This is a genomic window from Rhizobium sp. 01T437 (assembly GCF_056398505.1).
Window position 1 is genome coordinate 447,501 of record NZ_JBFTPM010000004.1, and the last position, 13,700, is coordinate 461,200.

At 59.3% G+C, this 13,700-nt stretch carries 10 protein-coding genes (1 of these 10 only partly in view); 2 read left to right on the plus strand and 8 right to left on the minus strand.

The features are described from left to right. Positions 1–1,023: the 3' portion of a M23 family metallopeptidase gene (locus tag AC1DM5_RS10695; protein WP_477818078.1), read on the plus strand. It extends 921 nt beyond the left edge of the window; only the last 1,023 of its 1,944 coding nucleotides appear in the window; its start codon lies beyond the left edge, outside the window; its stop codon occupies positions 1,021–1,023. A gap of 69 nt (positions 1,024–1,092) precedes the next feature. Here the strand turns inward: AC1DM5_RS10695 and clpB are convergent, their stop codons facing one another. The 8 genes from clpB to AC1DM5_RS10735 all read right to left on the minus strand — a co-directional run bounded on the left by clpB (position 1,093) and on the right by AC1DM5_RS10735 (position 12,772). After that, the gene (clpB, locus tag AC1DM5_RS10700) at positions 1,093–3,696 is read right to left on the minus strand and encodes an ATP-dependent chaperone ClpB (RefSeq protein ID WP_477974964.1); all 2,604 of its coding nucleotides are present in this window, start codon (positions 3,694–3,696) and stop codon (positions 1,093–1,095) included. 270 nt (positions 3,697–3,966) lie between these two features. Continuing rightward, positions 3,967–4,338 carry a hypothetical protein gene (locus AC1DM5_RS10705; RefSeq protein WP_477974966.1) on the minus strand — a complete coding sequence of 124 codons (372 nt, stop codon included), beginning with the start codon at positions 4,336–4,338 and terminating at the stop codon, positions 3,967–3,969. 182 nt (positions 4,339–4,520) lie between these two features. Further along, entirely contained in the window at positions 4,521–5,927 is a 1,407-nt protein-coding gene (locus AC1DM5_RS10710; RefSeq protein ID WP_477818075.1) for a DUF1254 domain-containing protein, read from the minus strand. 191 nt (positions 5,928–6,118) lie between these two features. Continuing rightward, positions 6,119–6,820: a DUF4167 domain-containing protein gene (locus AC1DM5_RS10715; protein WP_477818074.1), complete on the minus strand. Its 702-nt coding sequence runs from the start codon at positions 6,818–6,820 to the stop codon at positions 6,119–6,121. Positions 6,821–7,165: 345 nt separating this feature from the next. Beyond that, positions 7,166–8,035 carry a peptide chain release factor N(5)-glutamine methyltransferase gene (gene prmC / locus AC1DM5_RS10720; RefSeq protein WP_477818073.1) on the minus strand — a complete coding sequence of 290 codons (870 nt, stop codon included), beginning with the start codon at positions 8,033–8,035 and terminating at the stop codon, positions 7,166–7,168. Continuing rightward, entirely contained in the window at positions 8,032–9,111 is a 1,080-nt protein-coding gene (prfA, locus tag AC1DM5_RS10725; RefSeq protein ID WP_477818072.1) for a peptide chain release factor 1, read from the minus strand. Before prfA ends, prmC begins: the two co-directional genes overlap by 4 nt. Before the next feature lie 28 nt (positions 9,112–9,139). Beyond that, positions 9,140–11,407: a phosphoenolpyruvate--protein phosphotransferase gene (gene ptsP / locus AC1DM5_RS10730; protein ID WP_477818071.1), complete on the minus strand. Its 2,268-nt coding sequence runs from the start codon at positions 11,405–11,407 to the stop codon at positions 9,140–9,142. A 90-nt stretch (positions 11,408–11,497) separates the two neighbouring features. Next, positions 11,498–12,772 (minus strand): aspartate kinase, encoded by a 1,275-nt coding sequence (locus AC1DM5_RS10735; RefSeq protein WP_007825494.1) that lies wholly within the window; start codon positions 12,770–12,772, stop codon positions 11,498–11,500. A 409-nt stretch (positions 12,773–13,181) separates the two neighbouring features. Between AC1DM5_RS10735 and AC1DM5_RS10740 the strand changes: the two genes are divergently transcribed. Beyond that, on the plus strand, positions 13,182–13,682 hold the full coding sequence (locus tag AC1DM5_RS10740) for a BA14K family protein (protein WP_477818070.1): 501 nt from the start codon (positions 13,182–13,184) through the stop codon (positions 13,680–13,682). Positions 13,683–13,700: the final 18 nt, after the last annotated feature.

Genomic DNA, 13,700 nt, shown 5'->3' on the forward strand with positions numbered 1-13,700 from the left:
CTTTCGAAAGGCGACGTCCTGCGCATCGGTATCATTCAGAAGGGCGAGCAGGCGAAGATCATCCGCGCCAGCATCTATCGCGGTGCACGGCATCTGATTACCGTCGCCCTCGACGACAAGGGCCGTTTCGTGGCCGGCAGCGAACCGCCGATGCTGGATGCGGTCGCCACCGCCTTTGAGGACAATTCCTTCGCTCCGCCCGCCGGCCAGAATCTGCCGCGCGTTTACGATGGAATTTACCGCGCATCTCTTTCCTATGGCATGACCAAGGACATGACGGCGCTGATCATCAAGCTGCTCGCGGCCAATGTCGACTTCCAGGCGCAGTTGAAGCCGACGGATTATCTTGAAGCCTTCTTCTCCGTCACCGACAGCAACGGCCAGGCGACCGAGGATTCCGATCTTCTCTACGTCAACGCCCGCTTTGGCGATACGTTGACGCGCTTCTATCGCTTCCAAGACCCGGAAGATGGCACGATCGATTACTTCGATCAGGACGGTAAGAGCATCCGCCAGTTCCTGCTGCGCAATCCTGTCCCGAACGGCATCTTCAAGTCCGGCTTCGGCATGCGCCGCCACCCGATCCTCGGCTTCGCGCGCATGCATACTGGCGTCGACTGGGCGGCCCCTCGCGGCACGGCGATCATTGCTGCCGGCAACGGTACGGTTGAAAAGGCCGGCTGGGATTCCGGCGGCTACGGCAACCAGACCATCGTCCGCCACGCCAATGGCTATGAATCCTCCTATAACCACCAGAGCGCTATCGCCAAGGGCATCGTGCCTGGCGCCAAGGTGCGACAGGGCCAGGTCATCGGCTGGGTGGGTACCACGGGTGAATCCACCGGCCCGCACCTGCACTACGAATTGATCGTCAACGGCACCAAGGTCGACCCGCTGCGCATCCGCCTGCCGGGCGGCAAATCGCTCCAGGGCGATGCGCTGGCCAAGTTCGAGGACGAGCGCAAGCGCATCGACACGCTGCTGAACAACCAGCCCGCCACGGATCAGGTCGCAAGCAAATAACTCTCCCCTTCTGCAGAAACAAAAATGGCGGCCCGAGGGCCGCCAATTTCTATTCTCGTCTGCGCAGCCTTACGCCGCTTCGCTGACCGACTGTTTCGACCGGAATAGCAACCGGTCCGAGCCGCTGGTGATCGTCACCGTCGATCCGTCCGGTACCTGACCCGAGAGGATCTGCTCGGCGAGCGGATCCTGGACGAACTTCTGGATCACCCTTTTCAGCGGACGGGCACCGTAGACTGGATCGTATCCCTTGTTCGCCAGCCAATTGCGGGCATCCTCGTCGAGATCGAGTGTGATCTTGCGCTCGGACAGCAGCGAGATCAGCCGCTTCAGCTGGATATCGACGATCGCGCCCATCTCCTCACGCTTCAGGCGGTGGAAGAGGATGATCTCATCGATACGGTTCAGGAACTCCGGCCGGAAATGACCGCGAACGACATCCATCACCTGCTCGCGAACTGTCTCGCTGTCCTCACCCTCACGCAACTGCGTGAGGTATTCGGCACCGAGGTTCGAGGTCATGATGATCATCGTGTTGCGGAAGTCGACCGTCCGGCCCTGACCATCGGTCAGGCGACCATCGTCCAGCACCTGCAGCAGGATGTTGAAGACATCAGGATGCGCCTTCTCGATCTCGTCGAACAAAACGACCTGATAGGGCCGGCGACGGACAGCTTCCGTCAACGCACCACCTTCATCATAGCCGACATAGCCGGGAGGGGCACCGATCAGCCGGGCCACGGAGTGCTTCTCCATGTACTCGGACATATCCATGCGCACCATCGCCGTCTCGTCGTCGAAGAGGAAACGGGCGAGCGCCTTGGTGAGCTCCGTCTTGCCGACGCCGGTCGGGCCGAGGAAGATGAACGAGCCGATCGGCCGGTTCGGATCCTGAAGGCCTGCGCGGGCACGGCGCACGGCGCGGGATACGGCCTGAACCGCATCACCCTGGCCGATCACCGACTTCGCCAGCTCGTCTTCCATCCGGAGCAGCTTGTCGCGTTCGCCCTCCAACATCTTGTCAACAGGAATGCCGGTCCAGCGGGAAACGACATGGGCGATATTGTCAGGGATCACGACCTCCTGCACCATCGCGTTGCGACTGTTGTCTTCCTTGCTTTCAGCCTCGGTCAGCTGCTTTTCGAGATCGGGGATCACGCCATAGGCGAGCTCGCCGGCGCGCTGGAATTCACCCTTGCGCTGGGCGATTGCCAGTTCATTGCGGGCATCATCGAGCTGCTTCTTAAGGTCAGCGGCAAGGCCGAGTTTCTGCTTTTCCGCTTGCCAGCGGGCCGTCAGCGCGTYGGCTTCTTCCTCGAGAGAAACGAGCTCGCCTTCCAGCCGCTTCAGCCGGTCGGCGGAAGCCACGTCGGTTTCCTTCTTGAGCGCCTCGCGCTCGATCTTCAGCTGGATGATGCGACGGTCGAGTTCATCGAGTTCCTCCGGCTTGGAATCCACCTGCATGCGCAGGCGGGCAGCCGCCTCGTCCATCAAATCGATCGCCTTGTCCGGCAGGAACCGGTCGGTGATATAACGGTTCGAAAGCGTTGCAGCAGCAACCAGCGCAGCATCGGCGATGCGCACCTTGTGATGCTGCTCATACTTTTCCTTCAGGCCGCGCAGGATCGAAATCGTATCCTCGACCGTCGGCTCTTCGACCATGACCGGCTGGAAACGGCGGGCAAGGGCCGGATCCTTCTCGACATGCTTGCGGTATTCATCGAGCGTGGTTGCGCCAACGCAGTGCAGATCGCCGCGGGCAAGAGCAGGCTTCAGCAGGTTGGAGGCATCCATTGCCCCATCCGCCTTGCCGGCACCAACAAGCGTGTGCATTTCATCGATGAAGAGGATGATCTCGCCGTTCTCCGACTGAACCTCGTTCAGCACGGCCTTCAGGCGCTCTTCGAATTCGCCGCGAAATTTCGCACCGGCAATCAGGGCACCCATGTCGAGCGCCATCAGCTTCTTGTCCTTCAGGCTTTCCGGCACGTCACCATTGACGATGCGCAGCGCAAGGCCTTCAACGATCGCCGTCTTACCGACGCCCGGCTCACCGATCAGGACAGGATTGTTCTTGGTGCGACGCGAGAGAACCTGAATCGTACGGCGAATTTCGTCGTCGCGGCCGATAACCGGGTCGAGCTTGCCTTCGCGGGCATCGCTCGTCAGATCGCGCGCATATTTCTTCAGGCTGTCGAAACCCTGCTCAGCACTCGCCGTATCGGCGGTGCGGCCCTTGCGGATTTCGTTGATGACCTGGTTGAGCGCCTGTGCGGTCACCCCGGCATTCTTCAGCGACTGATAGGTCGAGGCAGAAGTTTCGATCGCCAGTGCCTGCAGCAAACGCTCGACCGTTACGAAGCTGTCGCCGGCTTTCTTCGCGGCCTCTTCCGCAGTGGAGAAGACCTTGGCGAGCGGCTGGGCAAGATAGATGTTGCCGTTGCCGCCGGAAACTTTCGGCAGTTTGGCAAGTGCGGCATCATTGGCGAGCCGCGCAGCCTTTGCATCGCCGCCGGCGCGCTCGATCAGCGAAGCGGCCATGCCCTGATCGTCATCGAGCAGGACTTTGAGCACATGTTCTGCGGTGAATTGCTGGTGCCCTTGCGCCAGCGCATAGGTCTGGGCGGACTGAACGAAACCGCGCACCCGCTCGGAGTATTTTTCGATATTCATATGTTACCTCCATGAATCGCCCTGCCCTTCATAAGGCACAGACCGATGATTGAGATTGAGCTCCCTCAAAAGGCAAGCCCCTGTTTGTCGCCATTGGGATTTGCGGCAAACAACCTGGGCAGGATATGGTGGAGAATCCCAATAGTTTAAAGGGGTAGGGCAAGGGAAAACCAGCAATTCAAAGCGGCCCCCCTGCAGCCATGTCTTCCTTGCTCCCCGTCGGTTTCTCCCGAAGGATCAGCCGATGACGTCTTTAAGTGTTCCGTGCCGTCATCCAATTTGACGTTCCATCGAATGGCCCGGCGGCAGCTCTCGAAACGCCATGAGAATGCCAATGAAATAGAGGAGGATGAAAAGAGCCTGTCCGATCAGCCAGATATTTTTCCCTTTAGAGATTGGCGAATAGTAGAAGCTCGGCCAGATGGCATCGAAGACGAAATAGCCGGCATAACCGACGCCGAAAACGCCGAGCAGACCCACCACACATAGAAGAAGCGGCAAGCCGGATGCTGGAAGCTGTAGGGATGCACGCTCCATCACCGCCATGGTCAGCCCGACCGCGGCCATGCCAAGGCCACCGGCCTGGACCGCCGCGACCGACAATGTCCACGGGCATGCCCACCAAAGCGTAATATTCTGCATGAACAATTCGCCGGTCGGCCATCGCGCCCCCACGCAGTAATGAGCGATGACGCCGAAGCTCAGAAAGACCCCGAACAGGAAGAGCCCAATCCCCCATCTCGCGAAACGTAGTCCGTTATTCATCGGCCTATCTCCAGGTAGCTTTGATTGCCCGGCTTGCGAGAGCAGATTGCCTCTCAGCCTTACTTGCTCATCAGCGTGACATCCGGCAGCACCCACTTCTTGTCAAAGAAGTCCTTGGTTGGACCATAAGCGCGGAACATCAGCTCAAACTTCCGCTTCGGGTCCGTCGGCACCCAATTGGCCTCCTTGCCTCTCGGCGCACTTGGTCCGAAATAGAGGTCGATGGAACCGTCCTCGTTCTTGACGAGCTCAGAAATCTGCGATGAGCGGCTCGCGCGCGAAACATTCTTGATCAGCGCATGCGTCTGCCGGTCATAAGCCGTTACCGACCAGTACTGCTCGACGGGCACATTTGGGGGAACGTTGAGGCGATAGGTCTTGCCACCGTCAAAATCATTCCCGTCCTTGTCGCGGATCGAGATCGAATAGAATTGGCCTGCGCCCAGCCGCTTGATGCCGATATAGGCATAGCTGTAGGCAACACCACGATAATCGACGGGATAGGCATCGGGCTCATCGAAGTTGAACTGCGAAGCCTTGATGAGATCGGGGTAGGCTGGGAAGGTCCAGCGGCTTTTCTCGGTGAAAAATGGGGGAAGCCCGGCATCGTATTTTGCCTCCAGAAGCGCCCGTGCTTCCTTGATGCCTTTGCTCAGAAAGGACTGCACATGCCGGTCCGGCTTGAAGGGTCTGCCCTTTTCGATACCGATCGATTTCAACTGATCGATCATCACGCGGTCACGAACAATCCACGGCTCCTCCTGAATGACGCGGTTCAGATTGTCGAAGAAGCTCTCATCCCATTTGATGGTGGAATCAAAGAGGATGTTTTTGACGTCGGCGAAAATGGTCTCCGGCGGATTGCCGGCAGCGGAGAGAGGGTAGATCTTCAGCTTCTTGCCATAGTCGATCGAAGCCTGCACGTCTGCGTCGCTGTGGCTCTTCAGGTTTGAACGGAAGAGCATGTAGCCGCCGTAGACCTCCGACTGCAGCGGAATGAAACCATCCGGCAGCTTGTCTTTATAGTCCGGCGGCAGGATTACGAATTTTCCACCCTTGCCTTTATCGATTCCGAGCAAGCCGGCGTCCTCGAGCGGCAGTTGCCAGGCATTGACGATGTTGCCGTTGAAAGAGGCGCCGCTCTCTGCGGCCGGCAGATCGAGAACAACGGGACCATCCCTCGTGGTGAAGAAAACCATGAAATAGAGAGCATCGGGATTGGGCGTCAGCGTCTGGTTCTTCCAGTCCAGTGGCCGGCCCCAATAGATGACCTGCCCAACCTTGCCCGGCGTCTTGGTCAGCATCTCCTGGCGCATCAGGTCATAATTGACGACAGGAATTCCCCATACGACAGCCTGGACGGCCTTCCGCTCGATCTCATTGTCGAAGACTTGCTGTGCTGCCTTCTCCGCGCCATGGGCGGAGGCTGCGACCAGCAGCATGCACAAGAACACAAGATACTTCATGATGGCGTTCCTCCGGTCCCGACAGGTGTCCTGGAGTGAATGCCTCGAAGGCTGAATGCGGAAGTACGTTACTGTAAATTCGCGTGTAAACGCACCCTCGCAATAGTCGCAGCAACCGAAAGCAGCAGGCGCCCGCAAAAGAAAAGGCCGCCCGGAAAGGCGGCCTTTCAAATTCTACGATTGAAGCAAGCTTATTCGGAAGCAGCTTCAGCTAGAACAGGGGCTTCTGCGGAAGCGCCTTCCTCACCGGCGGCCTCACCTTCAGCACCGCGACGCGGACGGCGCGGGCGGCTGCCGGTATTGCGACGGCGGGGCTGGCGCTCGCGCTGCGGCGCAGCAGAGCCTTCGTCTTCCATTACCACTTCGGCGGGAATACCGTCGATTTCCGGCTGAGGGCCGGTTCCGTCAATCGCTTCCGCCTGCTGCACCGGCGCCGCTACCGGAGCAGCCTGCTGCTGTTCGCGCTGCTGGTGAGGCGGCTGAACGATGACGACGTCGTCATTGTCACCCGCATCCATATCGTCGCCATCACGGTCCGCACCGTCCCGATCATTGTAATCCTGGCGGTCGTCGCGCTGGAAGCGTTCCTGCATCTGCGCCTGGGCGGCGGCAATGATGCGGTTATAGTGTTCGGCGTGCTGCAGATAGTTTTCAGCGATGACGCGGTCGCCGGAGCTCTGGGCGTCACGGGCGAGCTGCGCATATTTTTCAGCTATGTGCTGGGCAGTGCCGCGGATTTTCACATCGGGGCCGGAGCTGTCGTAGGTCCGGGTCAGCGGGTTCCCACCCTTACGGTTGAAATTATTATTGTTGTTATTTCCACCGCCGCCATTGTTATTGTTGTTGTTATTGCCACGCCCTCGACCGCGCTTGTTCTGCTGTCCTGGCCTCATCGATCGCTCACCTGAATTCTCTGTTTGTGATTGGATACATGGCACAAACTGCCAAGACCGGTCCATCCGGATCAGGGCCTTCGTGCCGCAAGCATAGTGCGCCTTCGCGCCGACCTGCCGCTTGTCTTCAAGTCAGTTTGACTGATTCACGCATTGGGTCGTGTTCAACCTTTGAAACTCTCGTTTAAAAGAGCAGACCCCCGAGGCTGAGCAAGTACCGAACGAATCTCGTTCATTCCTATGCGCCCAACGCGTGAGGGCAACCTATATTGCTTCCTCAGGAAATCCAAGCCTTTTCTTCGCAATAGCAATAATGTCCAGTTAGATGCTGCAATTTGTCGCCGGTCATGCCAGCGAGAACACGAGCACTCTGTCATTCTGGCCATAATCTTTCACGGATTTGAGCCACTTGAAGCCTTCCGCTTCGAAGATCGCCGTCACATCGCTTCGTTGATCATAGCCTATTTCCAGTCCGACGATTCCATTTGGCCGTACGAACCTTCCCGCATCCTTTGCTATGGCTTTGTAGGCGTCAAGCCCATCCAAGCCGCCGTCCAGAGCTGCAGCCGGATCAAATTTCGTCACTTCGGGAGCGAGATCGTGAATGACACTGGAAGCAATATAGGGCGGATTTGAGACAATCGCATGAAACGTCCCGTGGATGTTCTCGAACCAGTTCGATCGAATCGTCGTGAATCGGTCCCGTAATCCGTTTCTTTCTGCGTTTGATCTTGCCGTCTCAAGTGCATCGGTCGAAATGTCGCTGCCGATGCCTGATGCTTCCGGACATTCATTGAGGAGCGCAAGGCAAATCGCTCCAGTCCCGGTTCCTATGTCGAGGATATGGATATTGCTTTCCGTCTTTGCAAGATCGTGCAGATAAGGAATGATCGTATCGACGAGGATTTCCGTATCGGGCCGCGGCTCCAGTGTGCCTGCGGACAGCGAAAGCGGCAGGCCGTAGAATTCCCGCTCTCCGAGAATGCGATGCACCGGCTCGTGCTTCAGCCGCCTTTCGATAGCGCGGACGATACTGCCCGCCTGCTCCTCCGAAACCGGCTCGCGACCCGCCGTCAGCATCTCGGTCGGCGAAAGCTTCAGCAGTCCCGAAATCAGCAACCGCGCATCGGTCTGTGGATCGGCAATGCCGGCTTCCGTGAAGCGGCGCCGGGCCTCGGCAAGCATCTCGGAAACCGTCGGCCCCGATGTGGTCATTGCTGTTCGCCAAGCTGCGCGAGCTGACTCGCCTGGTAATCGGCAAGCAATGCATCCACCACTTCGTCGATCTCGCCGATCATCATCCGGTCGAGTTTGTAGAGCGTCAGGTTGATGCGATGGTCGGTCACGCGCCCCTGCGGAAAATTGTAGGTGCGGATGCGCTCCGAGCGGTCGCCCGAACCGACCTGGCTTTTGCGGTCGGCCGAACGTTCGCTATCGGCCCTCTGCCGCTCGGCATCGTAAAGACGCGAGCGAAGCACCTGCATGGCCTTGGCGCGGTTTTGGTGCTGCGATTTTTCCGAGCTGGTCACAACGATACCCGTCGGCAGGTGGGTGATACGCACCGCCGAGTCCGTTGTATTGACGTGCTGGCCGCCCGCACCCGAGGAGCGCATCGTATCGATGCGGATATCTTCCGGCCGGATTTCGATATCGATCTCCTCCGCTTCGGGAAGAACGGCAACCGTCGCAGCCGAGGTGTGAATGCGCCCTCCTGCTTCCGTCTCCGGTACGCGCTGCACGCGATGCACGCCGGATTCGAATTTCAGCTTGGCAAAGACCCCCTTGCCGGTGATCGTCGCGATGATTTCCTTGTAGCCACCGGCTTCACCTTCGCTCGACGACAACACTTCCACCTTCCATCCGTGCGTTGACGCATAGCGCTCATACATGCGGAAGAGATCGCCAGCGAAAAGGGCCGCCTCATTGCCGCCGGTGCCGGCGCGGATTTCCAGGATCGCGCTCTTTTCGTCGGCCGCATCCTTCGGCAGCAACAGGACCTGGATTTCGTTCTCCAGCACCTCGATCCGCTCTTTCACGTCAGGCAGCTCGAGTTCAGCAAGCTCACGCATGTCGCGGTCGACGGACTTGTCCTCAAGCAGCACCTCCAGATCGGCAAGCTCGCCGACGGCCTTCTGATAGGCACGGATCTTGGTGACGACGGGCTGCAGTTCTGAATATTCAGACGCGAGTTTTACATAGACGTCGGCCGAAGGGCCGGCCGACATGCGCGCTTCGATCTCGCCGAAGCGGCGCTCAAGCTCGCGCATCTTTTCAATGGGAAGCTTCGCCACCCCTTACTCCAGTTCTTCTTATATATGTCTAAAGGGGAATATTGTGGCTCTCGGCGAAGCGGGCAAGCACCTCGCGCATAGGCACGGTCGCATTCCGGTCGTCCAGCGCCTCATTGACAGCCTTCGTCAGAGCCTCGGCATCGAGGCCGAGCAACATCGCCTTGACCGGTCCGATCGAAGCCGGCGACATGGAGATGGAGCGGAACCCGACACCGAGCAACGCCATGGCCGAAAGCGGCTTGCCCGCCAGTTCGCCGCAAAGTGTCAACGGCGTCTTGTTGCGATCCGCACCGCGCACGATATCGCGCAGGAGACGCAGGAACGGCCGTTCCAGCGGATCGAAGCGCTCGGAAACCCGTGCATTACCGCGATCAACAGCCATAGCGAACTGAAAGAGATCGTTGGAACCGACCGAGACGAAATCGACCGCATCCATCAGCTCATCGAGCTGCCAGAGCAGCGCCGGTACTTCCAGCATCGCGCCAAACTGCAGCTTGCGCGGCAAACCGTGGCCGAAACGCGAAAGATGCTGCACTTCCTTTTGCAGGAGTTCGCGCACCTGCCTGAGCTCAGAAACCTCAGTCACCATCGGCACCATCAGCTTCAGCTCGGCGCCCGCCGCAGCCTTCAGCATGGCGCGCAGCTGCGTGCGCAACAATCCCGGCCGATCGAGCGACAGACGGATTGCCCGCCAACCGAGCGCCGGATTCTCTTCCTCATGGCCGCGGAAATAGGGAACAACCTTGTCGCCGCCGATATCGAGCGTGCGGAAGGTCACGACACGGCCGCCTGCCTGCTTCAGTACATTGCGGTAGAACATTTCCTGCTCTTCCGCCTTCGGCATGGTCGATGCGATCATGAATTGCAGCTCGGTGCGGAAGAGGCCGATACCCTCTGCTCCAGATTCCGCCAGCTGCGGCAGGTCGACCAGCAGGCCGGCATTCATCAGAAGCTGGATGCGCTGCCCGTCCCGGGTGACCGGCTCGACGGAGCGCAGCGCCCGGAACTGCTCCTGCCGCCTGGCACGGAAGCGGACCTTTTCTTCATAGGAGCGCTGATGGTCCGGCATCGGCCGGATATGCACATGCCCTTCGTCGCCGTCGATAATGACGGCATCACCATTTTCGGCAAGCGCCACGACACCCGCCGCCTGGCCGATAACCGGAATGCCCATGGCACGCGCGACGATCACCACATGGCTCGTCACCGCGCCTTCTTCCAGCACCAGCCCGCGCACATTGGCGCGCGGATAATCGAGGAGCTCCGCCGCACCCATCGCCCGCGCCAGAATGATTGCGTCAGTCGGAAAACCCTCGGCCGTCGTGCGGCCGGTATAGCCCGTCAGCACACGCAGCAGCCGGTTCGCCAGATCCTCGAAATCATGCATGCGCTCGCGCAGATAGGGATCGGTCAGGCGCATCATACGCGCCTTGGTGTCGCTCTGGACCTTCTCGACCGCTGCTTCCGCCGTCAAGCCGTTTCGGATCGCCTCTTCCAGCTTGCGCACCCAGCCCTGGTCGTGGGCGAACATGCGATAGGTTTCGAGCACCTCGCGGTGCTCACCTTCCATCGACACATCGCGGCGCGACAGCATGTCGTCGATGGAGATCCGGAGCGAACCCATGGCATCAGCCAGCCGCCGGATTTCCTTCTCCGCATCTTCGTTGAGCAGATTGGTGACCACGATGCGCGGCTCGTGGAGCACGACGTAACCAAGGCCGATGCCGTCATTATAGGTATCGCCATCGACCGTGACCGAACGGGTAAGATCGAGTTCCAGGCCCGGCTTGGTGATCTTCTTGAGTTCGCCGGTCGCGATCATCTCGGCGAGAACCATCGCCGTCGTCTCGAGCGCTTCCAGCTCCTCATCGCGATAATTGCGGCTCGCCTTGTTCTGCACAACGAGAACGCCGAGCGAGCGTCCCGTACGCAGGATCGGCACGCCGAGGAAGGAATGGTAGATCTCTTCGCCCGTTTCCGGCAGGTAGCGAAAGGCCGGATGCGACTGCGCGTCGGAAAGATTGAGCGGCTGGGCCGATGCGGCGATCGTGCCGACGAGGCCCTGTCCCATCTTCAGCTGCGAGAGGTGGACGGCTTCCTTATTGAGACCTTCGGTAGCATAAAGCTCGAGAACGCCGTCGGCGCGCAGCACGTAAACGGAGCAAACCTCCGCCACCATGTTGCTGGCGATCTGGCGCACGATCCGGTCGAGTCGCTCCTGCGGCTCCAGCGGTTCCGCCATCAATTCGCGCAGCCGCTTGAGCAGCACGCGCGGACCGCCGGAAAGGTCTCTCATTGCGTCTCAAGCTCCCCGAAACAAACGCTTAATGCGGCTAGAAGAACCGGCCGCATCTTCAACCTGAAGGGGCAGGCCGCCCGCTGGGAATCAATTCTTATCCAGACCGTAGCAGGAATGCAAAGTTCTGACAGCGAGTTCTGCATAAGGACCATCGATCAGGATCGAAATCTTGATCTCTGAGGTTGTAATTGCCTTGATGTTGATGCCTTTTTCGGCAAGTGCCCGGAAGGCAGTCGCTGCAACGCCCGCATGACTGCGCATGCCGATGCCGATGACCGAGACCTTTACCAGACCCGATTCGCTCTGCGCGACGTCGTAGCCGATCTTGTCCTTGTTGTCGGAGAGAACCTTGATGGCCTTCTCCACATCACCCGAGGGCACGGTGAAGGTCATGTCGGTCTTCGAACCGTCTTCGGAAATGTTCTGGACAATCATGTCGACGTTGATGTGGCTTTCAGCAAGCGGCCCGAAGATCGCGGCGGAAACACCCGGCCGGTCGGCAAGACGGCGAAGCGAGATCTGAGCCTCATCCTTGGCATAGGCGATGCCGGTGACTACTTCCTGTTCCACGATTTCATCCTCGTCACAAATCAGCGTTCCGGGCGGGTTCAAGAGGTCGCCCATGCCCGGAGCATCGGGATCCTCGAAAGACGAACGCACGAAGGTGCGTACCTTGTGCACCATGGCAAGCTCGACCGAGCGCACCTGAAGAACCTTGGCGCCGAGCGACGCCATTTCCAGCATTTCTTCGAAAGCGATCTTCTTCAGGCGCCGTGCCTTGGGCTCGATGCGCGGGTCGGTCGTGTAAACGCCGTCGACATCGGTATAGATGTCGCAACGATCGGCCTTCACGGCGGCCGCAATCGCGACTGCCGACGTGTCCGATCCGCCGCGCCCGAGCGTTGAGATACGGTTATCAGGACCGAGTCCCTGGAAGCCGGCGACGACGGCGACTTGACCCTCGCCCATGCGCTTGATGATATCGGCCCCGTCGATTTCCATGATGCGCGCCGCGCCATGTGCGTTGTCGGTGCGGATCGGGATCTGCCAGCCCTGCCAGGAACGGGCGTTGATGCCCATGCTCTGCAGCGCAATTGCTAAAAGGCCTGACGTAACCTGCTCGCCGGAAGCGACAATGGTGTCGTATTCGCGCGCATCGTAGAAGGGCGAGTTGGCGCCGATCACCTTCGGCGTATTCTGAACCCAGCCGACCAGTTCGTTGGTCTTGCCGGACATGGCGGAAACGACGACCGCCACCTCATGGCCGGCATCGACTTCACGTTTCACATGGCGGGCAACGTTCTTGATGCGATCCAGATCAGCGACGGAGGTTCCGCCGAATTTCATAACGATGCGTGCCATAAGCCTCTACCACGACCCGCGCGCGATTGCCGGAAAACGGGATTTGCTTCCCCGGCACGCCACGCGCCATTCACAAACCGCCGGGAGACGCATTGCCCTCCCGGACATCAGAAAACCCCAGCTGTCAAATGGCCGAAGAGCCCGGAAATACTGGTTTCTGGAACGCTTCTAAAGCCCCGCCAACCAAGGACGAAAGTTGGCGCGTCTCTTAGCGAGTTTGACAGGGGGTGGCAAGGGCGGGCAAAGGGTGAAGTGGAAGTGGCAGGATTTCCTCAGAAATGGTCCCTGCGACTGCTGCAAAGCGCCCTATTTACCCTGTCGATAAAGCGAAGGCGTGGAGGCGGTTGAACTTAATGGCCCCAAATGCGTTTAAATCGCAATAGATGTGTCATGAAAGCTGGTGAGTAGAATGAGAAGATTAGCGATAATTGCATTGTCAATAGCGACCGCATTCTCCGGAATGCCTGCCTGGGCAGGGCCGGCGTATACGTCAAACCCGATCCAGTCGGCAGCGCAACCCCAAACCGCCGGCGACCAAGCCGAGCTTCTTCAGGTGGGCTGCAACAACTTCACGAAATGCCCTCGTTATAACCAAGGTTGGGGCCGCGATTACCGCTATTCGGACCGTTATCGCTATGATCGCGGATGGGACAGGGACCGCCGCTATTATGGCGACCGCTATTATGGAGACCGCTACTACCGCGACCGCTATTATCGCCGCCATGACAATACTGGCGCCATTATCGGTGGCTTGGCCGCCGGCGCGATCATCGGTGGTATCATAGCCTCGCAGCCGCGCGTGAGTGCGGGCAGTTCGCATGCCGAATACTGCTACAGCCGTTATCGCTCTTACCGCGCATACGATAACACGTACCAGCCCACGTACGGCCCGCGCCGTCAGTGCCGCTAAATCGGCATCACCTAGGAT